The sequence below is a fragment of the Cyanobium sp. NS01 genome (genome assembly GCF_014280235.1).
In the GTDB taxonomy this organism is placed as follows: domain Bacteria; phylum Cyanobacteriota; class Cyanobacteriia; order PCC-6307; family Cyanobiaceae; genus NIES-981.
Map to the genome: position 1 here is coordinate 1,671,869 of NZ_CP047940.1, position 25,152 is coordinate 1,697,020.

25 protein-coding genes are annotated in these 25,152 nt (G+C 70.2%); 16 read left to right on the plus strand and 9 right to left on the minus strand.

Going from position 1 to position 25,152, the window contains the following annotated elements; genetic code table 11:
• The first annotated feature begins 24 nt into the window (after positions 1-24).
• The 3 genes from CyaNS01_RS08755 (at position 25) to CyaNS01_RS08765 (ending at position 1,558) form a co-directional block, all read left to right on the plus strand.
• The gene (locus tag CyaNS01_RS08755; protein ID WP_186696752.1) at positions 25-564 is read left to right on the plus strand and encodes an aromatic acid exporter family protein; all 540 of its coding nucleotides are present in this window, start codon (positions 25-27) and stop codon (positions 562-564) included.
• Positions 565-609: 45 nt separating this feature from the next.
• Positions 610-867: a DUF2164 domain-containing protein gene (locus CyaNS01_RS08760; RefSeq protein ID WP_186696753.1), complete on the plus strand. Its 258-nt coding sequence runs from the start codon at positions 610-612 to the stop codon at positions 865-867.
• Between the two features lie 178 nt (positions 868-1,045).
• On the plus strand, positions 1,046-1,558 hold the full coding sequence (locus CyaNS01_RS08765) for a hypothetical protein (protein WP_186696754.1): 513 nt from the start codon (positions 1,046-1,048) through the stop codon (positions 1,556-1,558).
• 213 nt (positions 1,559-1,771) lie between these two features.
• Here the strand turns inward: CyaNS01_RS08765 and CyaNS01_RS08770 are convergent, their stop codons facing one another.
• Positions 1,772-2,164, minus strand: a complete 393-nt coding sequence (locus CyaNS01_RS08770; protein ID WP_186696755.1) for a hypothetical protein — start codon at positions 2,162-2,164, stop codon at positions 1,772-1,774.
• 161 nt (positions 2,165-2,325) lie between these two features.
• On the opposite strand from CyaNS01_RS08770, the gene CyaNS01_RS08775 reads away from it, so the two are divergent.
• Both CyaNS01_RS08775 and CyaNS01_RS08780 read left to right on the plus strand, forming a co-directional pair.
• Entirely contained in the window at positions 2,326-4,050 is a 1,725-nt protein-coding gene (locus tag CyaNS01_RS08775) for a mechanosensitive ion channel family protein (RefSeq protein ID WP_186696756.1), read from the plus strand.
• Between the two features lie 59 nt (positions 4,051-4,109).
• Positions 4,110-5,162 carry a transglycosylase SLT domain-containing protein gene (locus CyaNS01_RS08780; protein WP_186700547.1) on the plus strand — a complete coding sequence of 351 codons (1,053 nt, stop codon included), beginning with the start codon at positions 4,110-4,112 and terminating at the stop codon, positions 5,160-5,162.
• Here the strand turns inward: CyaNS01_RS08780 and CyaNS01_RS08785 are convergent.
• The 3 genes from CyaNS01_RS08785 to CyaNS01_RS08795 are packed head-to-tail and all read right to left on the minus strand — an operon-like array spanning position 5,156 to position 7,678.
• The gene (locus CyaNS01_RS08785; RefSeq protein WP_225875597.1) at positions 5,156-5,983 is read right to left on the minus strand and encodes a sulfite exporter TauE/SafE family protein; all 828 of its coding nucleotides are present in this window, start codon (positions 5,981-5,983) and stop codon (positions 5,156-5,158) included. The two genes, CyaNS01_RS08780 and CyaNS01_RS08785, sit on opposite strands and share 7 nt — an antisense overlap.
• On the minus strand, positions 5,980-6,534 hold the full coding sequence (locus CyaNS01_RS08790; protein WP_186696757.1) for a rhodanese-like domain-containing protein: 555 nt from the start codon (positions 6,532-6,534) through the stop codon (positions 5,980-5,982). Before CyaNS01_RS08790 ends, CyaNS01_RS08785 begins: the two co-directional genes overlap by 4 nt.
• A gap of 55 nt (positions 6,535-6,589) precedes the next feature.
• Positions 6,590-7,678 (minus strand): rhodanese-like domain-containing protein, encoded by a 1,089-nt coding sequence (locus tag CyaNS01_RS08795; RefSeq protein ID WP_186700551.1) that lies wholly within the window; start codon positions 7,676-7,678, stop codon positions 6,590-6,592.
• A gap of 192 nt (positions 7,679-7,870) precedes the next feature.
• Between CyaNS01_RS08795 and CyaNS01_RS08800 the strand changes: the two genes are divergently transcribed.
• The 5 genes from CyaNS01_RS08800 (at position 7,871) to CyaNS01_RS08820 (ending at position 12,574) form a co-directional block, all read left to right on the plus strand.
• Complete coding sequence (locus tag CyaNS01_RS08800; protein ID WP_186696758.1) at positions 7,871-8,209, plus strand: helix-turn-helix transcriptional regulator; 339 nt, start codon at positions 7,871-7,873, stop codon at positions 8,207-8,209.
• 210 nt (positions 8,210-8,419) lie between these two features.
• The gene (locus CyaNS01_RS08805) at positions 8,420-9,454 is read left to right on the plus strand and encodes an amino acid ABC transporter substrate-binding protein (protein ID WP_186700553.1); all 1,035 of its coding nucleotides are present in this window, start codon (positions 8,420-8,422) and stop codon (positions 9,452-9,454) included.
• Positions 9,454-10,512, plus strand: a complete 1,059-nt coding sequence (locus CyaNS01_RS08810; protein ID WP_186696759.1) for an ABC transporter permease subunit — start codon at positions 9,454-9,456, stop codon at positions 10,510-10,512. Before CyaNS01_RS08805 ends, CyaNS01_RS08810 begins: the two co-directional genes overlap by 1 nt.
• A gap of 1 nt (position 10,513) precedes the next feature.
• Positions 10,514-11,767, plus strand: a complete 1,254-nt coding sequence (locus CyaNS01_RS08815) for an amino acid ABC transporter permease (RefSeq protein ID WP_186696760.1) — start codon at positions 10,514-10,516, stop codon at positions 11,765-11,767.
• Positions 11,768-11,800: 33 nt separating this feature from the next.
• A complete protein-coding gene (locus CyaNS01_RS08820) occupies positions 11,801-12,574 on the plus strand; it encodes an amino acid ABC transporter ATP-binding protein (RefSeq protein ID WP_186696761.1) in 774 nt (257 codons plus the stop codon).
• 10 nt (positions 12,575-12,584) lie between these two features.
• Here CyaNS01_RS08820 and CyaNS01_RS08825 read toward each other — a convergent pair whose 3' ends face one another.
• The 3 genes from CyaNS01_RS08825 to psbA form a co-directional block, all read right to left on the minus strand.
• Positions 12,585-13,856, minus strand: a complete 1,272-nt coding sequence (locus tag CyaNS01_RS08825; protein WP_186696762.1) for an FAD/NAD(P)-binding oxidoreductase — start codon at positions 13,854-13,856, stop codon at positions 12,585-12,587.
• Positions 13,857-13,858: 2 nt separating this feature from the next.
• On the minus strand, positions 13,859-14,503 hold the full coding sequence (locus CyaNS01_RS08830) for a DUF3365 domain-containing protein (protein ID WP_186696763.1): 645 nt from the start codon (positions 14,501-14,503) through the stop codon (positions 13,859-13,861).
• 77 nt (positions 14,504-14,580) lie between these two features.
• Complete coding sequence (gene psbA, locus CyaNS01_RS08835; protein WP_186696764.1) at positions 14,581-15,660, minus strand: photosystem II q(b) protein; 1,080 nt, start codon at positions 15,658-15,660, stop codon at positions 14,581-14,583.
• 207 nt (positions 15,661-15,867) lie between these two features.
• On the opposite strand from psbA, the gene CyaNS01_RS08840 reads away from it, so the two are divergent.
• A complete protein-coding gene (locus CyaNS01_RS08840) occupies positions 15,868-16,776 on the plus strand; it encodes an EamA family transporter (protein WP_225875932.1) in 909 nt (302 codons plus the stop codon).
• A gap of 39 nt (positions 16,777-16,815) precedes the next feature.
• On the opposite strand, the gene CyaNS01_RS08845 is transcribed toward CyaNS01_RS08840, so the two are convergent.
• Positions 16,816-17,007: a hypothetical protein gene (locus CyaNS01_RS08845; protein ID WP_186696766.1), complete on the minus strand. Its 192-nt coding sequence runs from the start codon at positions 17,005-17,007 to the stop codon at positions 16,816-16,818.
• Positions 17,008-17,145: 138 nt separating this feature from the next.
• Between CyaNS01_RS08845 and CyaNS01_RS08850 the strand changes: the two genes are divergently transcribed.
• On the plus strand, positions 17,146-17,727 hold the full coding sequence (locus tag CyaNS01_RS08850) for a hypothetical protein (protein WP_186696767.1): 582 nt from the start codon (positions 17,146-17,148) through the stop codon (positions 17,725-17,727).
• A 29-nt stretch (positions 17,728-17,756) separates the two neighbouring features.
• On the opposite strand, the gene CyaNS01_RS08855 is transcribed toward CyaNS01_RS08850, so the two are convergent.
• Positions 17,757-18,884 carry a potassium channel protein gene (locus CyaNS01_RS08855; RefSeq protein ID WP_186696768.1) on the minus strand — a complete coding sequence of 376 codons (1,128 nt, stop codon included), beginning with the start codon at positions 18,882-18,884 and terminating at the stop codon, positions 17,757-17,759.
• A 176-nt stretch (positions 18,885-19,060) separates the two neighbouring features.
• On the opposite strand from CyaNS01_RS08855, the gene CyaNS01_RS08860 reads away from it, so the two are divergent.
• From CyaNS01_RS08860 to bchL, 4 genes are all read left to right on the plus strand, one after another.
• On the plus strand, positions 19,061-21,130 hold the full coding sequence (locus CyaNS01_RS08860; RefSeq protein ID WP_225875598.1) for a transglutaminase family protein: 2,070 nt from the start codon (positions 19,061-19,063) through the stop codon (positions 21,128-21,130).
• Between the two features lie 129 nt (positions 21,131-21,259).
• Positions 21,260-22,570: a ferredoxin:protochlorophyllide reductase (ATP-dependent) subunit N gene (locus CyaNS01_RS08865; RefSeq protein ID WP_186696770.1), complete on the plus strand. Its 1,311-nt coding sequence runs from the start codon at positions 21,260-21,262 to the stop codon at positions 22,568-22,570.
• Positions 22,570-24,189, plus strand: a complete 1,620-nt coding sequence (locus tag CyaNS01_RS08870) for a ferredoxin:protochlorophyllide reductase (ATP-dependent) subunit B (protein ID WP_186696771.1) — start codon at positions 22,570-22,572, stop codon at positions 24,187-24,189. Before CyaNS01_RS08865 ends, CyaNS01_RS08870 begins: the two co-directional genes overlap by 1 nt.
• A gap of 61 nt (positions 24,190-24,250) precedes the next feature.
• The gene (gene bchL / locus CyaNS01_RS08875) at positions 24,251-25,135 is read left to right on the plus strand and encodes a ferredoxin:protochlorophyllide reductase (ATP-dependent) iron-sulfur ATP-binding protein (protein WP_186696772.1); all 885 of its coding nucleotides are present in this window, start codon (positions 24,251-24,253) and stop codon (positions 25,133-25,135) included.
• The last annotated feature ends 17 nt before the right edge of the window (positions 25,136-25,152 follow it).

The window sequence follows — 25,152 nt, forward strand, 5'->3', positions numbered from 1 at the left end:
AGGCCAGAAGGCATGAGTGAGCGCATGGGTTCCTGGATTGCGGCAGCCACGATGCGCGCCTGGGCCCTGCACGCGGCCCGCACCACAGTGGCTGCGACGCTCGCACTGGGGCTGGCCAGCCTGGCTCGTCTTCCTGATGCCTACTGGGCTCCAATCACCACCCTGATTGTGATGCAGTCCAGCCTCGGAGCCGCCTGGGCTGTTTCGAAGGATCGGCTGATCGGCACAGTGCTGGGTTCATGCTTCGGCGCACTGCTGGCCAGCTCCATCGCGCCAGCAAGCCTGGCGTTTGCGATTGGTGTGTTTGTGGTGGGGCTGCTGTGTGGCGTGCTGAAACTCAATCTGGCGGCTTACCGGTTTGGTGGCGTCACCTTGGCTGTCGTGGTCCTTGTGACGAGTGGGCAGCCCACCTGGCTGGTGGGCCTGCACCGGCTGCTGGAAGTGTCACTGGGGATCGTGGTTGGCCTCGCCACAACGGCCCTATGGCCGGGGGATCAGACGCTGGCAGGGGGCGGCCGCCGCTCCACCAGGACACGAAGCCCCGGCCATCGGGAACAGAGATGAGCCACTGTTTTAGATGCTAGCCTCGAAATAAGAAGAAGAGTTTCCATGTCAGTCAACCTGACCAAAGACGTGCGTAGAAAAGCAACTGCCTCACTTGCGCGATACTTTGAAGAAGTCAAGGAAGAAGAAATCGGTGTCATCGCGGCAAACGGACTACTTGACTTCTTCGTGCAGGAAGTAGGGCCGAGCATCTACAACAAGGCGGTGGCTGACGTTCTGCAACGCCTTCAGGCGCAACTCTCAGAGATAGACATCGATTGCCATGAAGGAGAATTTCAATACTGGCCCGAGCGGGGCCAATAGGACAGCAACAACCATCACATCAGAGGATCGCAACAGACGCATGACGTGGGATCACGATGTGCCTCGCTGGTGGGTCTCAGACTTCACCATGACCACTGCAGTGATGGCCGTTCGTCTGTAGCCCTGGCGGGGATGCGTCGATCTGGGCCAGAATGATGGCCCCAGATCCATCTCTGCCATGGGCCGCGACCGCGATCCCTTCCGCATCCCGCGTGCCGGCTGGGAAGTGGCGCCACTGGCGGGGCTTGCCTCGATCGATCTCAACGGCAGCGGCAGCCCCCTCAGCGGCGCCGAGTTCGTCAGTGAATCCGCCGTGGGTGGGGTGGCGGTGTACGCCATCTACCAGGCCCTGCTGGCCGCGCTGCGCACCGAGGCGATGCGCCGCCGCGGGGAGATCGATCGCGCCAGCCAGCTCCAGAGCATTGCCGCCACCGTGTGGGAATCGAGCAAACAGGGCGCCGTGGTGAGCGCAGCCCTTGGGGTGGTGCTGCTCGTGTTCCCCTGGCTGAGCCTGCCGCTGACGCTGCTTGGCGCGGTGGGCATCGGCAAGGCCTCGCTCGACCTCTTTCATGCCTTCTGGGATGGCCTCAGCCCCGAGCAGCAGGCCGAGCTCACCAGCAGCGCCTTCGAAGCAGGCGTGAACCTGCGGCGCTTTGTTGAGGGCGCCGGCACTGCCCCCCAGGCAGCCTGACCTCACGACCTAACGGGCCTGCGGCGCGGCCAAGCCCGCCCCGTTGCGGGCGACCATCGTGTCGCGAGGTCAGTGACCAGGGCCTCCAGCTCGACGCTGCCGAAGGCTTCGGGGGGCACCGGAGCCGCCTGTTGACGCAGGCGTGGGTCACCGAGGCGCAGAACGGGGCGGATGGCCATGGCCCTCGGGCAAGCACCGCTCCAGCCTGACGGCTCAGGGCGTGGCAGGCCAGGGCGTCAAGCGAACCGGCTCGCGCCTGGCGATCGAGGCCGTCCAGCCCCGCAGGCTCAGGCTGGCCAGGCCCGCCAGCAGCGCCGCCGTGGAGCCGCCGGCCAGCCAGTCGCACTTCAGCAGCGGCAGCCGCTCGCTCATCAGCTCCAGCGGCATCTCCAGCAGCAAGAGGCCGGGATCTTCCGCCCGCTGCAGGGGCCCATCGCCGCTGTGTTGCCACAGCCGCAGCAACAGCTCCAGGGCCAGCTGCTCAGCCATGGGGCCCGGCGCCTCTGAGGCTGGCTGCGCCGGCAGAGAGAGGCCCGTCAGCGGCAGGGCTCGCTCCCCCGCCACGGTGCAGAGGGCCAGGGCGACCAGGTAGGGGGCATCGGCCATGGCGCTGAGAGTCGCAGGCTCCACCATGCACCAGGCAGGAATCCGGCGGAATGTGTCACGATCCGCCCAGAACGCCGAGGGCAATGCTGAGAGCCAGCGCACCAAGGCAGCTCAGGTGGCTCCTGTCGGCCCGCCAGGCGCTCGGCCGCCCGCTGCAGCGGATGCTGCTGCCCCTCGCCCTGGGGCTGCTTCTCGCCCTGGTGGCCCTGGTGGCCCTGGCGCAGATCAATCTGGGCGAGAACCTCACAGGCGGCAATGGCCGCACCATTCCCGATGGCGTGAACCGCTTCGGCGAGATCGAAGTCACGGAGGTCACCTCGCCGATCGACGGCGAGGTGCTGTTCAAGATCGCCTCCCCAACTGTTCTCGACCGCAGCCAGGTGGTGGAGGGGCAGCACCCTGTGGAGCAGCGCGCCAGGGAAATCCAGGCCCGGGTGGAGCTGGCGGCCGTCGAACGCCAGATGGATGGCGACAGCCTGCGGGTGGAGAAGGCCACGCTGAACAACGTGATGGTGATCACGGCGCGGGATGACAAGCACTCCCGCCCGCTCGTGCTGGCCTCGGTGACCAACGCCGACGCGAACTATTACGGCCTTCCCGTGGAGGAGGTGGCCGAAACCTGGCGCCTAGGACTGGAAAAGGAGATTCGCGACTTCAGCTACAGGCTCAGGCCCGAAAACCTGGCCCGCAGTCTGTGGCGCTTCCTCAGCATCCTGCTGGTGATGGCCGTTGGCACGGCCCTGATCCTGCTGATCAAAAACCGCATCCGTCGCCGGCAGCAGGTGCTTCAGACGCGCCTGGACACCTGCCTGGAGTCGCTGCGTCAGAACGACGCCACTCCCGCTGAGGAGGGGAGCGAGGGGCGGAACGACAACCTGAACGAGACCACGCTCAAGACGGTTCGACTGCGGCGTCGGCTCGGTCTCTGGGGACTGTGGCAGTGGCTGTTCTTCTGGATGCTGCTGGTGCTGCTCTATGGGGGCACCTACCTGCTGATCGGCCAGCTTCCCGGCCAGGCCACGCTCACGAGAAGCCTCGTTGACGTGCCCCTGAAGCTGCTCACGGTGTGGTTCTGCGCCACCCTGGCGATTCGCTTCTCCATCCGTCTGCTGGATCGCTTCGAGGCCCGCTGGCTGGATCGCCAGGCCAGCCGGGGCGGCGACGGCAGCCAGAGCAAGCGGCTGCGGCTGCGCTTCTCGACGATCCTCGATGCCGGCCGGGGCTTGCTGGTGGTGGTGATCTCGGTGGCGGGGTTGCTCTCGGTGCTGGGGGTGCTGGGGGTGCCCAGCAGTTCGATCCTGGCCATCAGTGGCCTGCTCGGCCTGGCGATCAGCTTCGGGGCGCAGAACCTGGTGCGCGACCTCGTCAATGGCTTTCTGATCCTGGCCGAAGACCAGTTCGCCATCGGCGATGTGATCAACGTGGGCGGCTACAGCGGCGCCGTGGAACGCCTGAATCTCCGCGTCACCCAGTTGCGCAGTGCCGATGGGGAGTTCATCACCCTGCCGAACAGCACCATCAGCCAGGTCAAGAACCTCACCCGCAACTGGTCGCGCGTGAACGTCAGTGTCGACGTGGACGTGGACAGTGACCCCGATCTGGCTCTGGCCGTCACCCGCCGCACCGGCGAGCAGCTGCAGCAGGATCCCGACTGGGGCGGCTTGATTGTGGCGCCGCCGGCGGTGCTGGGCATTGATGCCATCGGCCACGGCGGCATGAGGGTGACCATCTGGATCGACACCGCCCCCGGCCAGCACTGGGCCGTGAGCCGGGAGTTCCGCCTGCGCCTGCTGCGGGACCTCCACCAGGCGGGGATCCGGCTGGGCAGCCCGCGTCAGACGTACCTGGGCCAGCCCCCGCAGCTCGAGGCATTCCAGGACCCCTAGACCGGGCTTCCACGCCATAGCCTCAGCGGTCTTGGCCCTTGGAGAACGCGCCGATGCCGATGACCCGCCGTCGCCGTCTGCAGCTGACCCTGCTGAGTGTGGGCTTGATCGCTGTGGGCACCGGGGTCTGGTGGCGCCCCTATCTGGCCGAATCCCTCAGCGGCCTGGCCCCGCAGGGCCCTGGAGCAGGGCGCACAGCCGCCTCCTTGCCACCCCCGACTGAGGCGCAGTCCAACGAGGCGCCCACCAGCGTGGCTCTGCCCAGCGCGGCCGATCTGAGCCGCAGCGCCGACGGCCGTCATTACCCCCTGCTGCCGGCCGAGCCCGCCGCCATCGCCGCCCTGCTGAGCGCGGTGGAGACCGCCCTGCGCGACCCGGAGACCCCGGCCCAGGAGCTGCCCGCGCTGGGCCACCAGCAGCAGGTGATCTACCGGGTGCTCTCCCACCAGGAAGCCCTGGCGGCCCAGGTGCGTGCTGGCCTCGATCCCCGCTGGCAGAGCGTCTACGACCGCCACCTGGAGGCCCGGCGGGCCTTCCTGGCCATGCACCGCAGCGGGCCCAAGGCCACCAGCCTGCCGGCCTGGCGCATCATCCAGCCACCTGCCGCCGACACCCTGATCGGCCACTACAAAAAGGCAGAGGCCGCCACCGGCATCGCCTGGGAGGTGCTGGCGGCGGTGAACCTGGTGGAAACCGGCATGGGCCGCATCGACGGCGTGTCGGTGGCCAATGCCCAGGGGCCGATGCAGTTCCTGCCCACCACCTGGGCCCAGGCGGGGGTGGGCAAGGGGAACATCCGCGATCCCCACGACGCCATCCAGGCCGCCGGCCGCTACCTGGTGCGCCGCGGCGGCCTCCAGGACATCCGCAAGGGCCTCTGGGGCTACAACAACAGCGACAACTACGGCCGCGCCGTCCTGCTCTACGCCTCCCTGATCGAGGAGGACCCGCGCGCCTACCTGGGCCTCTACCACTGGGAGATCCACTTCGCCACCGCCGCCGGCGACCTCTGGCTGCCCGTGGGCTACAATCAGGCCAGCTCGATCCCGCTGCAGGCCTTCCTGCAGCAGTCGCCGGCCAGCGCGCCGCCGCCGGGCTCCTCGGGCTACTGAGCCCGCTCAGTCACCAGCGGCGAGGCCTGCTGCCGCTGCCAGGCCTCCGCACCCGTGAGCAGGGCCGAGCCGATCAACAGCAGCGCAAAGCCCTGGCGCAGCCGCAGCTCCGGCAGGTGGGGCGCCAGCCACTGGCCCAGCAGCCCGCCGGCGGCTCCGCCCAGCAGCAACGGCACCAACAGCGGCAGCGTCGTCTGGGGCCAGTGACCCAGGGCCAACAGGGCCACGGCCGCATTGGCGGCGATCAGCACCAGGCTGGTGCCACTGGCTACGGCCATCGGCAGTCCGGCGAGCAGCACCAGGGCCGGCACGATCGCAAAGCCACCGCCCACCCCGGCCATGCCGGTGAGCAGGCCCACCCCCAGACCCTGGACGGCCAGAGCCACCGTGGCAGCACGGCTGAGGCCTCCGGAGCGGCCGGCGGGCCGGCCATCCCGGCGCAGCAGCAGCCAGGAGGCCGTCACGGCGGCAACGCTGAACAGCCCCAGCTGCAGCACTTCTGGAATCAGGCCCGCCTTCACCAGGCTGCCGCCGACCCAGCTGCCCGCCAGGGCGGGCAGGCCCAGGATCAGGGCAGGCCGCGGCGCCAGCTGGCCGCGGCGCAGGTAGGGCCCCAGGTTGGCCAGGGCCAGCAGCGCCACCACCAGCAGCGACAGCGGCACCGCCTCGCGCGTGGCCAGGGCCGCGCCGCTCACCAGCAGGGGCAGCAGCAGGATCGAGCCCCCCGCCCCCAGCACGGCCAGCAGCAGGCCGATCAGGGCTCCGCCGGCCAGCAGCAGCAGGGTGGGGGCCGTGAGCAGCTCAACGGCCGCGGCCGTCACGGGCTCACCCGGTTCCAGGGCATCAGCGCCAGCAGCCGCGCCATGCCGCAGAAGCCGCTGAGGCCGGCGAACACCAGCCCGGCTCCCACGAAGGCGCTCAGAGCCATCCAGGCCGGGGCAACGGCCTGGCTCAGGATCACCCCGAGCAGCACCAGGGATCCGGCGGCGATCTGAACCTGCCGCATCAGGGGCAGGGGGGCCCTGGCCCTGGCCAGAAGCGGCAGGCCCGCCTGCTGCCAGGCCTCGATGCCGCCCTCCAGATCGCTCACGGCCCGGGAGGGGTTGCGGCTGAGCAGCTGCTCCCGGGCGGTGGTGCTGCGGTGGCCGCTGTGGCACACCAGCACCAGGGGGCCCTCGGGCAGCGGCTCGCGAGCGAGGCGGGCCAGGGGCACATTGCGGCTGCCGGCGATGTGGCCGCCCAGCAGCTCCACCGGCTCGCGCACATCCACCACGGTGACGGCCCCCCGGGCGAGCTGATCGGCCAGTTCAGGGGCGGAGACCCGTCCTGGGGAGAGACGTGTGGATGGAGCTGCGGCAGGGGTGAGGGTCATGGCTGTCGTCGGTGCAAAGGGTGTTGAGAGGCCCTGTTGGGCGTGAGACGGGGCCTCAGGGGTTGCTGCGCTCCAGCGGATAGCCCTCATCCCCCCAGCGCTGCAGGCCGCCGCGCAGGTTGGCCACCTGCTGGTGGCCGCTGCGCAGCAGGTGCTGGGTGGCCAGGGCCGAGCGGCTGCCGGAATGGCACACCACCACCAGCGGCCGGTCGGAAGGCAGCTCGACGCTGCGGGCCTCCAGCTCGGGCAGGGGCAGCAACAGGCTGCCGGCGATGCGGCCATCGGGCCCCTCGAACTCCTCCGCGGAGCGCACATCCAGCAGGGTCAGAGCGGCGGCATGGGCCGCCACCCAGGCGGGGGTGAGTTCGGGCAGACCGGCATAGCTGCGGCTGAGCGGGGCCCAGCTGACCGCAGGTTCGGGGTGCAGGGGACGGCCGGAGCGCAGGTTGCCGGGCAGGGCCTCGGCGATGCGGTGCGGATGGGGCAGGCGCAGGTTCTGCATGTGACCCACGAAATCGCGCTCACTGGCACTGCCGCCGAGGCGGGCATTGAAGGCGCGCTCCTCCGCCACCGAGGTGACCGAACGACCGGTGTAGTCGTGGCCGGGGTAGAGCAGGCAGGCCTCCGGCAGGGTGAAGATCTGCTCGGTGATCGAGGCCCACAGGGTGTGGGCGTTGCCCTGCTGGAAATCACAGCGGCCGCAGCCCCGCACCAGCAGGGCGTCGCCGCTGAAGGCGGCGCTGTGGTCGTCGAGCACATAGGTGAGGCAGCCGGCGGTGTGGCCGGGGGTGGCGCGCACCTGCAGATGGCGTCCGCCGAAGGCCACCGTGTCGCCCTGGCCCAGGGGCAGGGTCACGTTCTCGGCCCCGGCGCTGGCCGCCAGGCCGATGGCGCAGCCCGTGGCCTGGTGCAGCAGCCAGCTGCCGGTCACATGGTCGGCATGGGCGTGGGTGTCGAGGCTGGCCACCAGCACCAGGCCGAGCTCCTGGATCAGGGCGAGATCGCGGTCGTGCCGCTCGAACACCGGATCGATGATCAGGGCCTGGCGGCTGCTCACCTCGGCCAGCAGATAGGTGTAGGTGCCGGTGGCGGCATCAAACAGCTGGCGCAGCAACAGCGGAGCGCCCCCGGCGGCGGCGGCCAGGAGGCCTGTCGAGGCGGCGGCCTGAGCGGGCGGCCCGGCGGGAGGGGCCTGAATCCCAGGGGGAGCGGCGAAAGCGGCAGTCACGGCAGGACTCCTGCAAACTGTTATGACGATAACCGCATAAAGGGACTTAAGGCAAGTCGCTTGCAGTGGGGCGGCGGCATACTTGTCAGCAACCACCCTGCTACAGCCATGGCTTGCCCGGGGCCACCGCCCTCCCCCCAGTTGCTTGAGGAGTTCAGCCAGTTCTTCCGGATCCTGAGCGAACCGGCGCGGCTGCAGCTGCTCTGCCAGCTCAAGCAGGGGCCCATGGATGTGGCCTCCCTGATCGAGGCCACGGGCTTCTCCCAGTCGCACATCAGCCGCCAGCTGGGCCAGCTGCAGCGAGCCACCCTGGTGCGTTGCGAGCGCGATGGCGTGCGCACGATCTGGCACGCCGACAGCGATCTGGTCGACGACCTCTGCAACCTGGTGCAGAAACGCCTCAGGCAGCGGCTCGAGGCCCAGCTGCAGCAGCTCAAGGCCGTCTGACGCCAGACCCTGGCCAGCCTGCCTGCATCGCCACACCACCGGCGAGCTGGGCATGACAGGATCCCGCCACCTCTGGCCCCCGGGGCCCTGATCCCCATGCCCCGAGCCCTGCCCTCCCGTTGTCCTGCGGCTGCCATGGCTTGCCCCCCTGAGCGCACTGGCCCCGCCGCCGGCCCCACCCCGGCCCGCAAGCCGGCGGGGCTGGCCCTGATGGCGCTGCTCGCGGCGCTCCCCCTGGCGGCCTGCGCGCCCGAGGGGGGGGCCGGCAGCCAGAGCCCGAAGCTCTCCGCCATCACCGGCCGCGACAAGCTCGTCTGCGGGGTGGAGGGCACCCTGCCGGGCTTCAGCTTTGTGGAGGCCGACGGCACCTATTCCGGCCTCGATGTGGACACCTGCAAGGCCGTGGCCGCCGCCGTGCTCGGCGATCCCAGCAAGGTGGAATACCGCAACCTCAACTCCAGCGAGCGCTTCGCCGCCCTGGCCAGCGGCGAGGTGGACATGCTCGCCCGCAACACCACGGCCACCCTCAGCCGCGACGCCGCCGGCGGCAACGGCCTCAGCTTCGCGCCCACCACCTTCTATGACGGCCAGGGCGTGATGGCACCGGTGAGCCGGGGCATCAGCGGCCTGCGGGATCTGGCCGGCCAACCGATCTGCGTGGAGAGCGGCACCACCACGGAGCTCAACCTGGCCGACCGGATGCGCGAGATCAACGTGCCCTACACCCCGCTGAAGTTCCAGACCAGCGATCAGACCTACGCCGCCTATCTCGGTGGCCGCTGCGTGGCCGTGACCAGCGACCGCTCGCAGCTGGCCGGCAAGCGCAGCAGCTTCCCGGCTCCCGATGAGCACCAGCTGCTGCCCGACGTGCTCAGCAAGGAGCCCCTCTCGCCGGCCAGCACCAATGCCGATCCGGCCTGGGCCGATGCCCTGCGCTGGGTGGTCTTCGCCCTGATCCAGGCGGAGGAGTGGGGCATCACCCAGGCCAATCTCGAGGCCAAAGTGGCCGAGGCCGAGGCCAACACCAACCTCGCCGATCTGCGCCGCTTCTTCGGGGTGGAGGGCGACTTCGGCCGCCAGCTCGGCCTGCCCGCCGACTTCACCGTGCAGGCGATCGCCGCCGTGGGCAACTACGGCGAGATCTTCGAGCGCAACGTGGGCACCAGCTCGCGCCTGAAGCTGGAACGGGGCCTCAACAAGCTCTGGAATGAGGGCGGCATGCTGTACGCCCAGCCCTTCCGCTGATGGCGCGGCCCCCCCGCCCCGGCCGCTCCAGAGCTGGGGCACCGGTTGCTCCCAACACCAGCTCAGCGATCGGTTCAGCCGATCCCGCCGTGCCCTGGTGGCGCAACCGGCGTGTGTTGCCCTGGGTGGTGCAGGCGGCCGTGGCCCTGGCGGTGCTGCTGGTGGCGGCGTTCCTTCTCGGCAACCTGATCCGCAACCTCACCGCCGCCGGTCTGCTGCTCACCTGGCGCTGGCTGGGCCAGCCCGCCGGCTTCCCGATCGGCGAAACCACCATCCCCTTCGACGCCACCATGCCCTACTGGCGGGCGCTGCTGGCGGGGCTCGCCAACACCCTGCGGGCCGTGCTCTCGGCCCTGGTGGGGGCCACCCTGCTGGGCACGGCGGCGGGCATGGCCAACTTCAGCAGCAACGGCCTGCTGCGCCGCCTGGTGCGGGCCTATGTGGAGGTGGTGCGCAACATCCCGCTGCTGGTGCAGCTGGTGTTCTGGTATTTCGTGGTGTTCCTCTCCCTGCCCAACGGCGCCGCCGCCATCCAGCTGCCGGGGCTCACCCTGGCCAAGTCCGGGCTCTACCTGGCGGGCTTCGGCAACGGCTGGAGCTGGGTCGGGCCCAGCCTGGTGAACGGCGTCTGGCAGGCGCCGCTGCGGCTGAGCGTGGAGTTCGGCGCCCTGCTCTGCGGCCTGGTGGTGTATTCCGGCGCCTACATCGCCGAGGTGGTGCGGGGCGGCATCGCCGCGGTGACCCAGGGGCAGTGGGAAGCGGCGGCCTCCCTCGGCCTGGGCTGGTTCTCCACCCTGCGCCATGTGGTGCTGCCCCAGGCCCTGCGGGTGATCGTGCCCGGCCTCAACACCCAGTACATCTCCCTGGCCAAGAACTCCTCCCTGGCGGTGGCCGTGGGCTTTCCCGACCTCTACGCCGTGGCCGAGACCACCCTCAACCAGACGGGCCGCGCCGTGGAGGTGGTGATCCTGCTGCTGGCCTCCTACCTGGTGCTCGATCTGCTGATCTCCGCCCTGATGAACGGCCTCAACCAGCTCGTGCAGATCAGGGAGCGCTGAGATGGTGCCCTCCGCCACCCCCAACGGCTCCGGCCGGCCGGGCCTGCTGGCTGCCCTGAAGCGGGAGCTGTTTGCCAGCCGCGGCGACACCCTGCTCAGCCTTGCCCTGATCGGCCTGATCGGCAGCGCCCTGTTCGCCCTGCTGCGCTGGGCCCTGGGCTCCGCCAACTGGGCGGTGATTCAGCTCAACAGCACCCTGTTCGCCGTGGGGCGCTATCCGCAGCCACAGCAGTGGCGCCTGTGGCTGCTGCTCGCCCTGCTCTGCGCCGCCAGTGGCCTGAGCTGGGGCCTGCTGCGCAGCCAGCCGCGGCCCGACCGCCGCGGCAACCCCTGGCCCAACTCCGATCGCTGGGCCTGTGGCCTGATCGCCGGGCTGGCCCTGTGGACGCCCTGGGCCCTGCAGCTCAGCCCCGCCATCGCCGGCCGCTGGGCAGCCCTGGCCGCCCTGCTGCTGGCGCTGCGCTGGCTCACGGGACGCTGGGCCCAGCGGCTGGGGCCGGAGCTGGGGTCGCGGGCGCTGCGGGGGCTGGCCCTGCTCTGGCCGGGGCTCTACCTGCTGGGCATGGTGCTGATCAGTGGCGGCTTCGGGCTGACGCGGGTGTCCAGCGCCGAGTGGGGAGGCCTGCTGCTCACCCTGCTGGAGGCCAGCTTCGCCATCCTGCTCTGCTTTCCCCTGGGGGTGCTGCTGGCCCTCGGTCGCCGCAGCGCCCTGCCGCTGCTGCGCTGGGGTTCGGTGCTCTACATCGAGTTCATCCGCGGGGCGCCGCTGATCACCCTGCTGTTCCTCGGCCAGAACATCCTCGGCTTTCTGCTGCCGGGCGGCCTGGCCCCAGAGCGGGTGTGGCGGGCCGCCTGGGTGCTCACCTTCTTCGCGGCGGCCTACCTGGCCGAGGCGGTGCGGGCCGGCCTCAGCGCCGTGCCCGCCGGCCAGCTGGAGGCGGCGCGTTCCCTCGGCCTCGGGCCGCTGCAGGCCCTGCAGCACGTGGTGCTGCCCCAGGCCCTGCGGGTGGCCCTGCCGGTGATGGTGAGCCAGTTCATCTCGCTGCTGCAGGACACCACCCTGCTGTCGCTGATCGGCCTGCTGGAGCTGCTCGGCACCGCCCGCGCCGTGATGGCCAACCCCGCCTTCCTGGGCCACTACGGCGAGGTGTACCTCACCCTGGCAGTGCTGTTCTGGGGCTGCTGCACCGCCCTGGGCCTGGGCAGCCGGGCGCTCGAACACCGCCTCGATCCCCGCCACAGCTCCAGTGGCTGAGACACCGCTCCAACCCCGCCCCTTCTGATCCCCATGGACTCCAGCGCCCCCACCAGTCCCCCGAGCCGCGCCCGGGCCCCGATCCTGCGGGCCGAGGCCGTGCACAAGTGGTACCCCAACGGCTTTCAGGCGCTCAGGGGGGCCAGCCTCACAGTGGAGCGCGGCGAGGTGGTGGTGATCATGGGCCCTTCCGGCTCCGGCAAGAGCACCTTCATCCGCACCTTCAACGCCCTGGAGGACTTTCAGCAGGGCAGCATCCACATCGATGGCCGGCCCCTCTCCGCCGACCTGCGCGACATCGATGCCATCCGCCGCGAGGTGGGCATGGTGTTTCAGCAGTTCAACCTCTTCCCCCACCTCACGGTGCTGCAGAACCTCACCCTGGCGCCGGTGCTGGTGCGCCGCCGCAGCCGCTCCGAGGCGCAGCGGCGGGCTGTTCAGCTGCTGGAGCGGGTGGGAATCGCCGAGCAGGCGGACAAATATCCCGGCCAGCTCTCCGGCGGCCAGCAGCAGCGGGTGGCCATCGCCCGCTCGCTGTGCATGGACCCCCAGCTGATGCTCTTCGACGAGCCCACCAGCGCCCTCGACCCCGAAATGGTGCGCGAGGTGCTGGAGGTGATGCAGGACCTGGCCGCCGAGGGCATGACCATGGTGGTGGTGACCCACGAGGTGCGCTTTGCCCAGCAGGTGGCCCACCGCGTGGTGCTGATGGATGGGGGCGAGGTGGTGGAGGAAGCACCGCCGGAGCGGTTCTTCTCGAACCCGAGCCACGAACGCAGCCGCCGCTTCCTCGAGCAGATCCTCTGATTCGCCAGAGTCAGCGCTGCCAGCGCATCAGGCCCAGCCGCCGGGCCAACCCCGTGAACGGCTTCAGGTAGGCGCCCTCGTGGGGCTGGGCCTTGAGCATCCGATTCCAGTAGATCCAGGGAAAGCCCCAGCGCTCCAGCAGCCAGGCGAACCAGCGCTCCTTCACCGGATCCACCAGAAAGCTGCTCACGGGCTTCTTGGTGTAGTCGAACTCCACCATCATCACGCTGTGATCCGTGGTGATCAGCGGGCAGGCGCTGTAGCCGTCGTAGCCCCCCTGCACGCTTCGCCCCTGCAGCACCGCCTGCACATTGGCCGCCACCACCGGCGCCTGCAGACGCACCGCGGCCGCCGTCTTGGAGGTGGGAAAGGAACCCACGTCACCGATGGCGAACACATCCGGATAGCGGAGATGCTGGCCGCTGTGCGGGTCCACCTCAACCCAGCCCTCCGTGGGATTGACGGCCAGCGGACTCTCGGCCACCACCCGTGGAGCGGCCATCGGCGGCACCACGTGCAGCAGATCGAAGCCGAGCTCGAGCTCGTGGCTCTGGCCGCCTTCCTGCTCCCGGACCCGGAACACGGCCCGGCGCTCGGGGCCGTTCACGGCCACCAGGTCGTGGCGGAAGCGCACCTCGCTGCCATGGGCGGCGGCGATCGCCCCCATCGCCTCGCTGAAGGCAGGCACGGGGAAGAGGTTGCTCTTGGCGGTGCAGAAGATCAGCCGGGACTTCACCCCCACGCCACTGCGGCGCTTGAACTGCTGATCGGCGATGTGCATGATCTTCTGGGGTGCCCCCCCGCATTTGATCGCCGTGGCGGGCTGGGTGAACAGGGCCGTGCCGCCCTGGAAGCGCCGCAGACAGTCGCGGGTGTACATCGCAAAGCGGCGGCTGTAGATGCTGCAGACCCCGTGGCGACCCAGGGCCGCCGGCAAGCCGTCCACGGCGCTCCAGAGCAGATCGAGGCCCAGGGCCACCACGAGCACCCCATAGGTGATCCGCTGGCCATCGATCAGCTCGACGGCGTGCTGCTCGGGATCGAAGGCCACCACCTTGCTGCAGATCCAGCGCACCCCCTCGGGCATCACCGAGGCCTCGCTGCGCTCGGTTTCAGCCATCGGCACGAAACCGCCGGCCACCAGCACCCAACCCGACTGGTAGTCGTGAGAGGAGGAGGGCTCCACCACGGTGACATCGAGCTCGGGGGCCAGGCGGCGCAACCAGCTGGCCAGCGTGATCCCCCCCGTTCCGCCTCCCGCGATCAGCACCTGGCAATGCATGGTCAGCCTCCCTCAGAGGCCCTGAGCACCTCCTGGACCTCGGGAATGAACACGGCATACATGCCGCGCAGATCGCCGGGCTTGAAGTTGAACGCCTTGTCGGCGGGGTACCTCTCGCTCACGAATCCGGGGCGGCTGTCCTTGGTTCCATGACAGGCCAGACAGCTGGGTTGCACATCGATGCGTCGGTAATAGTTCACACCAGCGGTCTGGCCGGCGGTGGCCGGCTCCCACAGGCCGGTGATCTCGGGGTACCTGGCCAGCAGATCGATCACCTGGCTCTCGTGGCTGTTGGCGGGGGCATGGTCGGGGTTGCGGTACTTGCTGGCCACCTGGCGCACGGTCCAGCCGTTCTCCTGAGCGATGGCCATGGCCCGCTGCCCCACCGGCTTGCACACCTCCCGCATGGTGTCCATGGTGGGCTCCTCGTCGCTGCCCTCGAGGCTGGAGGCCAGCTGCGTGCGCAGCTGATCCAGTTGCTCCATCGCTGCGACAGCCCGGGGGAGATCAGCCGGACTGGCGGACGCCTCCAGGGCGAGGGCGGGCGCGGGGCAGAGGCTGAGCAGCGCGCTGCTCAGCAGGGCGAGGGCGGCGGCCACCGCCATCAGGGGCAGCAGGCGCCGCAGGGTGGGAAACAGGAGGTCCATGGCAGAGCCAGGCAGAGGAACGGAGAAGACGCAGGCGCCACGGGGGGGCAAAAGGGCGCCACTCGGGCGCCCCTGCATCAGCCGAGGGCTGGCGCGGTGAGCGCCACGGGAAGGCTGTCCACCCGGGCCAGATCGAGGGGGAAGTTGTGCACGTTGCGCTCGTGCATCGCCTCGATGCCGAGGCCGGCGCGGTTGAGCACATCGGCCCAGGTGTTGATCACCCGGCCCTGGGCATCGAGCACGGAGTGGTTGAAGTTGAGGCCGTTGAGGTTGAACGAGAAGCTGGCCACCGCCAGGGCCGCGAACCAGATGCCCACCACCGGCCAGGCGGCCAGGAAGAAGTGCAGGCTGCGGCTGTTGTTGAAGGAGGCGTACTGGAAGATCAGACGCCCGAAGTAACCGTGGGCGGCCACGATGTTGTAGGTCTCCTCCTCCTGGCCAAACTTGTAACCCCTGTTCTGGGACTCGGTTTCCGTGGTTTCGCGCACCAGGGAGCTGGTGACAAGCGAGCCGTGCATGGCCGCGAACAGGGCGCCGCCGAAGACGCCGGCCACGCCGAGCATGTGGAAGGGGTGCATGAGCACGTTGTGCTCAGCCTGGAGCACCAGCATGAAGTTGAAGGTGCCGGAGATGCCCAGAGGCATGCCGTCGGAGAAAGAGCCCTGCCCGATCGAGTACACCAGCAGCACGGCGGTGGCGGCGGCCACGGGAGCGGAATAGGCCACGGCGATCCAGGGGCGCATGCCGAGGCGATAGCTGAGTTCCCACTCACGGCCCATCCAGCAGAAGATGCCGATCAGGAAGTGGAAGATGATCAGCTGATAGGGCCCACCGTTGTAGAGCCATTCATCGAGGCTTTTGGCGGCCCAGATCGGATAGAGGTGCAGACCGATGGCGTTGGAACTCGGCACCACCGCCGCCGTGATGATGTTGTTGCCGTAGAGCAGGCCGCCTGAGACGGGCTCACGCACGCCGTCGATGTCGACGGGGGGAGAGCCGATGAAGGCGATCACAAAGCAGCAGGTGGCCACCAGCAGGGTGGGGATCATCAGCACGCCGAACCACCCCACGTAGAGGCGGTTGTCGGTGCTGGTGACCCAGTTCTTGAACGCTTCCCAGAGCGGGATCCGGGAGGGAGGCAGGGAGGTTGTGGTCATGGGATCCAGGCGATGCGTGGACGAGGAGCCCGGCACCGGCAGCGCCGCGAAGGGCCGCGCCGGGGAGCTCCTGCCATCAACGATAGCTTGCTATCGCTGTAAGCGCATAAAAGACGATGGAAGCCTCGCATCGGCCCCCCACTCCGCCCCTCAGAATGGCGCCGCGGCGCTGACTTCCCCATCACCCCCTACGCGCCCTGGGCGCTGCTGGCCCTCGGCACGGCGGTGCTGGAGACCCTGCGTGATCTGGCCCTGCGCCGGGTGCTGCGCCAGTCCGGCTGGAGCACCCTGCGGGTGATCGGCCTGAGCAGTGCCCTGGCCGCCCTGCTGCTGGCAGTGCCCCTGCTGCTGGCCGAGAGCCAGCCCCTCGATGGCTGGGCCTTTCTGGCGGCCCTGGCCGTGGGCGGCAGCCTCAATGCCCTGGCCTTCTGGGGCTATGGCCGCGCCATCGCCCTGGAGGACCTCAGCCTGGTGCTGCCGCTGATCAACCTCTCCCCCCTGGTGCTGCTGCTGGCGGGCTGGTGGGTGCTTGGGGAGCGACCCTCCCCGAGCGCGGTGGCCGGCGTGGGACTGCTGGTGCTGGGGGCCCTGCTGCTGGGCCGCAGCCGCCGAGGCGGGCCGTCGCCGGGGGGCATGGCGGGGCTGGGCCAGCTCTGGGCCAGCCCCGGTTGCCGCTGGATGCTGCTGGTGGCGGTGATCTGGGGGGTGGCCGCCACCATGGACAAGCTGGGGGTGCAGGCGGGCGGCAGCGTGCTGTGGGTGCTCTCCCTGCAGCTGGTGATCGGCGGCAGCCTGCTGGGGCTGTCGCTGCCGGGAGGCCAGGCGAGCGGGCCCGCCGCTGCCAAGGCCGGCGGCCAAGCCGCGACCTGCTGGGGACGGGTGCTGCCGTTCCTGCTGGTGGCCGCCCTGGCCGGGGCCGTGGGCACGGTGTGGCAGATGGAGGCGATCCGGAGCACCGCCGTGGTGCATGTGATCGCCATCAAGCGGCTCAGCACCCTGTTCGGCAGCGGCATCGGCGTGGTGGCCCTGGGCGAGGCCGAAGGGCGACGCCGCCTGCTCGCCGCCGCCGTGATGGTGATCGGCGCCGCCACCGTGCTGTGGAGCGCGCTGCCCTGAGGCCAGGCTGGGGCGGGGCTGGTGCTCAACCGGCCAGGCTCAGAGGCCGGCGGGGCGGGGCTGCACACCCATCAGCTGGGCCACGAGGTCTTCACTCATCGAGGCCTGCAGCTGCCAGGCCTGGAGCAGGCTCTTGGCCACGGTGCGCAGCTCCTCGACGTTGTCGCAGGAATCGATCGCCCGGGCATGGGCCTCCATGGCGAATTGGCGGCTGAGGGAAAGGGTCTCCATGGCGTCGTTTTCGCGTTCGTTCACAACACGTTACAAAGCTGCCGTCGGTTATGGGGTGCGGGTCCCCGAAGGACCGCCCGGCGAGCGCTTCCCGCCCAGGAGGGGCACAGTGGGGGGCAGGGGCAGGCAAAACAGGGCATGGGCATGCGCGCACGACTGGGTCAGTGGCTCCGCCGCGTCGGCGATCGGCTCGATCCAGAGCGCGATCCCATCCTGGCGCTGGAGCGCCAGCCGGCTCTGCTGGCCGGAGCGGCCAACCCCAAGCTGCCCTCGATGGTGGGGCTGGATGAGGCCCCCGGCGCCAGCGAAGACAGCCTGCCCTCAGCGCCCTGGCAGGGCGTGCGGGAGCGGGCCCTCAGCAAGAGCCTGCTCACCCTCCGCTCCGAGGCCGTCTACAGCCTGGGGGCCCTGCACGCAGCCCATCTCGCCGCCGCGGCCGTGTTCGACGACCGGCGCCTGGCGGTGGCCCTGGCCCAGCGCCGCGGCGACCCCATGGACGACGAGGTGCTCACCAAGCTGGCTGAGGCCGCTTCGATCTGGCACCGCGACAGCGCTTCGCTGGGGGTGGCCCTCACCGCGATCGGCACCGCCCAGGTGCCCGATCTCACCCTGGCGGAAGCCCTGCAGGTGGACGACGAGGAGGAAGCCTCCCTGGAGGCGATGGTGGAGGGCTATCAGATCGAGCTTCAGCGCCAGATCCTCGAAGAGGCCGAGAGCTGAGAGCAGCCCGCCCCTGAGCCAGCCTGCCCTCAGCTCGCCATGTGCTCGATGCTGATCAGGGCGGTGCCCAGCAGGCTGGTGACTTCGTGCAGCTGGTTCTTGCTGCCCATCACCACCAACATCTGCCCCGGGGCCAGGCGGTGATCGCTGCCCGGATTGGCGATCAGGCTCTGCTCCTCGAGCTTGTAGGAAGTGCCCCGGTACTGGCGCACCACCTCCTGGGCAGGGGGCGCCGGCTGCACGGCCAGCACCAGGGCGCCGGTGCGCCGCCCCAGCTGCAGCTCCCCCAGACTCATCCCCAGCAGCCGACCCAGATCGCCCGGGTTGGCGCTGAGCCGGAACTCCTCCACCTCGCAATCGCTGCCGGCCAGCAGATCCATGAAGGTGACGGCCAGGGGCCGCAGGGCGGTGGCGGCCATCGTGCGGCCGCCACTCACGTAGGGGCTCACCACCTGGTCGGCCCCGGCCAGGCGCAATTTGCGCTCCGCCTCATCGCTGTCGGAGCGGGCGATCAGGCGGCAGGAGGGGGCCAGCCCGCGGGCGCTCAGCACCACGTAGAGATTGGCGGCGTTGCTGGGCAGGGCCGCCACCAGGGAGCGGCACTGGTGAATGCCCGCCTCCACCAGGGTTTCATCGAGGGTGGCGTCGGCTACCAGCACCGGCAGACCGCGGTCCTGGGCGGCCGTGCTGCGCTCCTGGTCCAGCTCCACCACCAGCAGCGGCACCCGCTCGCGGCTCAGCTGCTCGGCGATCTCACGGCCGATGCGGCCGTAGCCGCAGAGAATCACATGGTCTTGCATGGTCTTGATCCAGCGGCGGAAACGGCGCTCACGCAGGCGCCTGAAATAGCCCGATTCGGAGAGGCCGAGCACTCCCTGGATGCTGATCTGCACCACCACCAGGCCGCCCAGGATCAGCAGCACCGTCACCAGGCGTCCAGCCGGCGAGAGGGGCTGCACCTCGCCGAAGCCGATCGTGCTGATCGTGATCGCCACCATCCAGTAGCAGTCCGCCCAGCCCCAGCCCTCCGTGAGGCGATAGCCCAGGGCAGCCAGATTCACCAGCACCACCAGGGCAAGCGGGGCCCGCCAGGGTCGGCGAATCCGGGTGGATGGGGGACGGCGTCGGCGCCAGAGGCGCCAGCGGAGGCTGGCCATGGAGATCCGGATCCGACGGCCGGATCGCTGCGCCATTAAACCAATGCTGCGCTGACGCTGCAGGTCACGGTCGCAGCAGGTCCCGGTCAGGCCACAGCGCAGGATGGAGCGGTGGTGCGGCCCGCAGTCGTGCCCTGTCCCCACCCACTGCACCGCCGATCGCCACGATGTCCTGGATGGAGGAAGCCGCCCGGCGGGCTGAGGGGCGGCTGGAGGCTGCCGGAATCACGCTCACCCTCGGCGGTGAGCCCACCCTGGTGCCCCTGGAGCCCGAGGGCCTGGAGTGGTCGGTGGCGGCGGATGGCCCCACCAAGCTGCCCGTGGCCCGCGCCCTGGCGGCGGCGATCCAGCAGCGCACCTGGCCCGGCAGCACGCTGCTCTACTGCAGCGGCAAGCGCTACGAAGGCGAGGTGAACCCCCGCTGGGCCCTGCGGCTGATCACCGGCCGCCACGGCGCTCCCATCGCCCCGTGGCCCACGCCAGCCGCCACGGGCGCAGCGCTCACGGCCCCGGCCGGGGTGCCCTGGCTGCAGCGGCTGGGCGAGCGCCTCGGCGTTGCCCTGGCGCCCCTGCGCCTGCTGGATGAGCGCGATCCAGAGCGGGCCGTCTGGGCGGTGCCACTCACCTGGGATGAGGAGGAGGGCTGGAGCAGCGGCTGCTGGGAGCTGCCCCTGGAGCAGCGTCGCCTCACCGCTGCCCCGGGGCCGGCCGGGCTGCGGTTGCCGCTGGAGCACTTCCCCGACGACCTGCCCTGCCAGCTGCTCACCCTGGAGATCGGCCCCGGCGGCTTTGGAGCCGCCGGCTGGGGCCTGTTCCTGCCGCCCGTGGAGCGGCAGCCCACGGAGCAACTGCTGCAGGCCATCAGCGCCGAGGCCAGCTGTCCGCTCACGGCCGCAGCCCTGGCTGAGCCCGATCTCAGCGGCCTGCTGCCGGTGGATGCCAGCGAGGGCTGGGAGGTGCTGGGCCTCACCGCCGATCCGGGCGTGCTGGAGGTGAACCTGCCGGTGTGCGACAGCTGGAGCGCCTACCGCGACTGGCTGCGGCTGATCGAGGCGGCCGGCGCTGCGGTGGGCCTGCGCAGCTGGAAGCAGAGCGAGGCGGGCGGCCAGCAGGGCACCGGCGGCGGCAACCACCTGCTCTGGGGCAGCCGCGACCTGGAGCAGCATCCCTTCTTCCCGCGCCCCGACTGGCTGGTGGGAATCCTGCGCTATTTCCAGCACCACCCCAGCCTCGCCTATCTGTTCAGTGGCGCGAGCGTGGGCCCGTCCTCCCAGGCGCCGCGGCCCGATGAGGCCCTCGGCGAACTGTTCGACCTGGAGCTCGCCTACACCGTGCTGGAGCGGGCCCGCGGCGAGCAGCGCCAGCTGATCGGTGAAACCCTGCGCCATCTGCATGCCGACCGCTCCGGCAACAACCACCGCAGCGAGATCAGCCTCGACAAGTTCTGGAATCCGGGCGCCCCGGCCGGCTGCCTCGGGCTGATCGAATTCCGGGCCCTGGAGAGCCTGCCCCAGGCCGACTGGATGGCCGCCATCGCCCTGCTCTGGACCCATCTGGCCGCCCTGCAGCTGGATCCGGCCCGGCGACCGCGGCGGCTGCACCCCTGGGGCGGAGCCCTGCACGATCGGATGCTGCTGCCCAGCCAGCTCTGGGCCGACCTTGAAGCCGTGCTGGCCGATCTGGAGGCCGCCGGCCTGCCCCTCGATGCCGCGCCCTACCGCACCATCTGGGAGTGGCGCTTCCCGCCGCTGCTGCGCTGGCGCGACGCCGCCGCGCCGGGCGCCCCCGAACTGACCCTGCGGCCGGCTTTGGAGCCCTGGCCCCTGATCTGCGACACCCCGCGGGAAGGGGGCTTCACCAGCCGCTTCGTGGACGGCTCCCTGCGCCGCTTCGAGCTGCTGGGCGCCGGCGCCCTGGCCGAGCGCTACGCCATGGTGCTGAACGGCCGCCCCCTGCCCCTGCAGCAGCCCGGCCCCCTGGCGGTGCGCTACCGCGCCAGCGCCCTCTACCCCTGCTTCCACCCCGGCATCGAGCCTGCGATGCCCCTAGTGCTGCAACTGGTGCCGCTCCCCGGCAGCCGTGCTGGCGAAGGCCTTGGCCCCAGGCCCCAGGCCCAGTGGGAACTGGAGCCCGAGGCCCTCCGCTTCGCTCCAGTGGAGCCGACGCCCCTGGCGTGGCCCCTAGCGGCGCCCTGGCAGACCGGGGCTGAGCGGCCCTGCACGGTGGACCTGCGGCTGGCCCCCTGACCTCATCTCCTGACACGGCAGCGCCCACATCACAAATCCCACTGATCCCAGCCCAATCCGGGGACCGGGCACTGCCACGGGGGCCGATCCCCCCTAGCAGTGGGTGGCAACGCAGCAGTGGATCACCGCATGGGTGGATCGACAACAGTGGCCGCGGCCACGGCGCCGGCGCTGGAGGTTCGCAGGGAAAGCGGCCAGCGCGAGGTGTTCTGCGGCCTCACCTCGATCGTGTGGCTGCACCGCCGCATGCCCGATGCCTTCTTTCTGGTGGTGGGGTCGCGCACCTGCGCCCACCTGATCCAGAGCGCCGCCGGCGTGATGATCTTCGCCGAACCGCGCTTCGGCACAGCGATCCTGGGGGAGCGCGACCTGGCCGGCCTCGCCGATGCCAACGAGGAGCTGGACCGGCTCGTGGCCGACCTGCTGCAGCGCCGCCCCGAGATCCGCACCCTGTTCCTGGTGGGCTCCTGCCCCAGTGAGGTGATCAAGCTCGACCTGGCCAAGGCCGCCGAGCGCCTCAACACCCGTCTCGCCGGCCAGGTGCGGGTGCTGAACTACACCGGCAGCGGCATCGAAACCACCTTCACCCAGGGCGAGGACCAGGCCCTGCTGGCGATGGTGCCGTTGATGCCCAGGGCTCCGGCCGCCCCTGCCGCTGAGGGGGCGGCCCCGGCAGCAGCACAGGAGCTGCTGATCGTGGGCACCCTGGCCGACGCGGTGGAAGACCGGCTGATCAGCCTGTTCGGCCGCATGGGCATCGAGCGGGTGCGCAGCCTGCCGCCGCGCCACTCCCGCGACCTGCCCGCCATCGGTCCCGGCACCCGGGTGCTGCTGGCCCAACCCTTCCTCTCCGCCACCGCCCGGGCCCTCACCGCCCTCGGCGCCCAGCTGATCTCAGCTCCCTATCCCCTCGGCGTCGAGGGCAGCGCCGCCTGGATGGCCGCCGCCGCCGCCACCTTCGGCCTGGACGACGCCCGGGTGGCCGCCGTGCTCGATCCCCTGGTGGAGCGGGGCCGGCGGGCCGTGGCGCCGCACCGCGAGATCCTGGAGGGCAAGCGGCTGTTCCTGCTGCCCGACTCCCAGCTGGAGCTCTCCCTGGCCCGCTTCCTGCAGCGCGAGTGCGGCATGGAGCTGGTGGAGGTGGGCACGCCCTATCTGGATCGCGCCCTGCTCGAATCCGAGCTGGCCCTGCTGCCCGCCGGCACCCCCCTCACCGAGGGCCAGCACGTGGAGAACCAGCTCGATCGGGTGCGGGCCGCCCGGCCGGATCTGGTGGTGTGCGGCCTGGGGCTGGCCAATCCCCTGGAGGCGGAGGGCATCGCCACCAAGTGGTCGATCGAGCTGGTGTTCAGCCCCATCCACGGCTGCGACCAGGCCGGCGATCTGGCCGAGCTGTTCTCGCGACCCCTGCGTCGCCGCAACCTGCTGCGTTTCTCCTGATGGAACTCACCCTCTGGACCTACGAAGGCCCTCCCCACGTGGGGGCCCTGCGCATCGCCGCCTCGATGGAGGGAGTGCACCTGGTGCTGCACGCGCCCCAGGGCGACACCTATGCCGACCTGCTGTTCACGATGATCGAGCGGCGGCAGCGGCGCCCACCCGTCACCTACACCACCTTCCAGGCCCGCGACCTCGGCGGTGACACCGCCGAGCTGGTGAAGCGCTCGATCCAGGAAGCGGTGGACCGCTTCCAGCCCGAGGCCCTCCTGGTGGGCGAGAGCTGCACCGCCGAGTTGATCCAGGACCAACCGGGCTCCCTGGCGGCCGGCATGGACCTGGGCGGCGCTCCCGTGGTGAGCCTGGAGCTGCCCGCCTACTCCAAGAAGGAGAACTGGGGAGCGGCCGAGACCTTCTACCAACTGGTGCGGCACCTGCTCAAGGCCCAGATGCCGGCCCCGGGCACGCCGCCGCCGTCGCCCCAGCGCTGGCGGGCCGAGGGCCGCCGGCCCCGGGTCAACCTGCTCGGCCCCAGCCTGCTGGGGTTCCGCTGCCGCGACGATGTGCGCGAGCTCACCCGCCTGCTGGGCGCCGAGGGCATCGATGTGGGCGTGGTCGCGCCGCTGGGCGCCCGCCCGGCCGACCTGGCGCGCATCCCGGCGGCCGATGCCAATGTCTGCCTCTATCCGGAGGTGGCCGGATCGGTGTGCAGCTGGCTGGAGCGGCGCTTCGGCCAGCCGGTGGTGCGCACGGTGCCGATCGGCATCGGCGCCACCCGCGACTTCCTGGGCGAGCTGCGCCAGGTGCTCGGCATGGAAGAGCAGCCGATGGCACCGGAGAGCTCCTCCCAGCTGCCCTGGTACTCCCGCTCGGTCGACTCCACCTACCTCACCGGCAAGCGGGTGTTCATCTTCGGCGATGCCACCCATGCGATCGCCGCCGCCCGGGTGGCCAGCCGGGAGCTGGGCTTTGAGGTGGTGGGCCTGGGCAGCTACAGCCGCGAGCTGGCCAGGGATGTGCGGGCCGCGGCCCGGGAGCTGGGCCTCGAAGCCCTGATCAGCGACGACTACCTGGAGGTGGAGCGGGCCATGGCCGAGGCCATGCCGGAGCTGGTGCTCGGCACCCAGATGGAGCGCCACAGCGCCAAGCGCCTCGGCATTCCCTGCGCCGTGATCAGCTCCCCCCTGCATGTGCAGGATGTGCCGGCCCGCCATGCTCCCCAGATGGGCTGGGAGGGCGCCAACGAGCTGTTCGACAGCTGGGTGCATCCGCTGATGATGGGCCTGGAGGAGCACCTGATCGGCATGTTCCGCCACGACTTCGAATTCGTGGAGGGCCACCGCAGCCACCTGGGCGGCCAGGCCCCGGCTGAACCAGCCACGGCTCCAGCCTCCACCGTGGCTCTGGCCTCCGGCTCCCCAGGCCCCGCCAGCGAAGAACGAACTCCGGTCGGCACCAGCGACCCCAGCTGGGACCCGACCGGCGAGGCCGAACTGGCCAAGATTCCCTTCTTCGTGCGCGGCAAGGTGCGGCGCAACACCGAGGCCTATGCCCGCGAGCAGGGGCTGGCCCTGATCGACGGCGAGGCCCTCTACGCCGCCAAGGCCCACTTCTCCGCCTGAGTCCAGCGTCCTGGGTTCTGAGTCGAGCGTTCCTTTTTCTCCTTTTCCTGAGTCCACCCCCATGACCACCACCCTGCGCCGTCCCGATGGGGAAGGCAGCCTCCAGGTCCATCTGGACCCCAAGGACGACATCGCCACAGGCGCCCTGGTGATCGCCGTCTACGGCAAGGGGGGGATCGGCAAGAGCACCACCTCCTCGAACCTCTCGGCCGCCTTCTCGAAGCTGGGCAAGCGGGTGCTGCAGATCGGCTGTGATCCCAAGCACGACAGCACCTTCACCCTCACCAAGAAAATGGTGCCCACGGTGATCGACATCCTCGAAACCGTGGACTTCCACAGCGAGGAGCTGCGCCCCGAAGACTTCGTGTTCGAGGGCTTCAACGGCGTGCAGTGCGTGGAATCGGGCGGTCCTCCGGCCGGCACCGGCTGTGGCGGCTACGTGACCGGGCAGACGGTGAAGCTGCTCAAGGAGCACCATCTCCTGGAAGACACCGATGTGGTGATCTTCGATGTGCTGGGCGACGTGGTGTGTGGCGGTTTTGCCGCGCCCCTGCAGCATGCCGATTACTGCCTGATCGTGACGGCCAATGATTTCGATTCGATCTTCGCCATGAATCGGATCATGCAGGCCATCAATGCCAAGGCCAAGAACTACAAGGTGCGGCTCGGCGGCGTGATCGCCAACCGCTCCGAGCAGACCGACGAGATCGACAAGTTCAACGAGCGCACCGGCCTGCGCACCATGGCCCACTTCAAGACCGTGGATGCGATCCGCAAGTCGCGCCTGAAGAAGTGCACGATCTTCGAGATGGAGCCCACGCCTGAGGTGGAGGAAGTGCAGAAGGAATACCTGCGCCTGGCCCAGGCCATGCTCGAGAACGTGGAGCCCCTGGAGGCCGAATCCCTCAAGGACCGCGAGATCTTCGACCTGCTGGGCTTCGACTGATCGACCAGCACGGCTCC

Bases quoted from the DNA above. Each gene is read 5' to 3' on its own strand.
- CyaNS01_RS08755 (WP_186696752.1), top strand. From the start codon at position 25: ATGGGTTCCTGGATTGCGGCAGCCACGATGCGCGCCTGGGCCCTGCAC.
- CyaNS01_RS08760 (WP_186696753.1), top strand. From the start codon at position 610: ATGTCAGTCAACCTGACCAAAGACGTGCGTAGAAAAGCAACTGCCTCA.
- CyaNS01_RS08765 (WP_186696754.1), top strand. From the start codon at position 1,046: ATGGGCCGCGACCGCGATCCCTTCCGCATCCCGCGTGCCGGCTGGGAA.
- CyaNS01_RS08770 (WP_186696755.1), bottom strand. From the start codon at position 2,164: ATGGCCGATGCCCCCTACCTGGTCGCCCTGGCCCTCTGCACCGTGGCG.
- CyaNS01_RS08775 (WP_186696756.1), top strand. From the start codon at position 2,326: ATGCTGCTGCCCCTCGCCCTGGGGCTGCTTCTCGCCCTGGTGGCCCTG.
- CyaNS01_RS08780 (WP_186700547.1), top strand. From the start codon at position 4,110: ATGACCCGCCGTCGCCGTCTGCAGCTGACCCTGCTGAGTGTGGGCTTG.
- CyaNS01_RS08790 (WP_186696757.1), bottom strand. From the start codon at position 6,534: ATGACCCTCACCCCTGCCGCAGCTCCATCCACACGTCTCTCCCCAGGA.
- CyaNS01_RS08800 (WP_186696758.1), top strand. From the start codon at position 7,871: ATGGCTTGCCCGGGGCCACCGCCCTCCCCCCAGTTGCTTGAGGAGTTC.
- CyaNS01_RS08805 (WP_186700553.1), top strand. From the start codon at position 8,420: ATGGCGCTGCTCGCGGCGCTCCCCCTGGCGGCCTGCGCGCCCGAGGGG.
- CyaNS01_RS08810 (WP_186696759.1), top strand. From the start codon at position 9,454: ATGGCGCGGCCCCCCCGCCCCGGCCGCTCCAGAGCTGGGGCACCGGTT.
- CyaNS01_RS08815 (WP_186696760.1), top strand. From the start codon at position 10,514: ATGGTGCCCTCCGCCACCCCCAACGGCTCCGGCCGGCCGGGCCTGCTG.
- CyaNS01_RS08820 (WP_186696761.1), top strand. From the start codon at position 11,801: ATGGACTCCAGCGCCCCCACCAGTCCCCCGAGCCGCGCCCGGGCCCCG.
- CyaNS01_RS08825 (WP_186696762.1), bottom strand. From the start codon at position 13,856: ATGCATTGCCAGGTGCTGATCGCGGGAGGCGGAACGGGGGGGATCACG.
- CyaNS01_RS08830 (WP_186696763.1), bottom strand. From the start codon at position 14,503: ATGGACCTCCTGTTTCCCACCCTGCGGCGCCTGCTGCCCCTGATGGCG.
- psbA (WP_186696764.1), bottom strand. From the start codon at position 15,660: ATGACCACAACCTCCCTGCCTCCCTCCCGGATCCCGCTCTGGGAAGCG.
- CyaNS01_RS08845 (WP_186696766.1), bottom strand. From the start codon at position 17,007: ATGGAGACCCTTTCCCTCAGCCGCCAATTCGCCATGGAGGCCCATGCC.
- CyaNS01_RS08850 (WP_186696767.1), top strand. From the start codon at position 17,146: ATGGGCATGCGCGCACGACTGGGTCAGTGGCTCCGCCGCGTCGGCGAT.
- CyaNS01_RS08855 (WP_186696768.1), bottom strand. From the start codon at position 18,884: ATGGCCAGCCTCCGCTGGCGCCTCTGGCGCCGACGCCGTCCCCCATCC.
- CyaNS01_RS08860 (WP_225875598.1), top strand. From the start codon at position 19,061: ATGGAGGAAGCCGCCCGGCGGGCTGAGGGGCGGCTGGAGGCTGCCGGA.
- CyaNS01_RS08865 (WP_186696770.1), top strand. From the start codon at position 21,260: ATGGGTGGATCGACAACAGTGGCCGCGGCCACGGCGCCGGCGCTGGAG.
- CyaNS01_RS08870 (WP_186696771.1), top strand. From the start codon at position 22,570: ATGGAACTCACCCTCTGGACCTACGAAGGCCCTCCCCACGTGGGGGCC.
- bchL (WP_186696772.1), top strand. From the start codon at position 24,251: ATGACCACCACCCTGCGCCGTCCCGATGGGGAAGGCAGCCTCCAGGTC.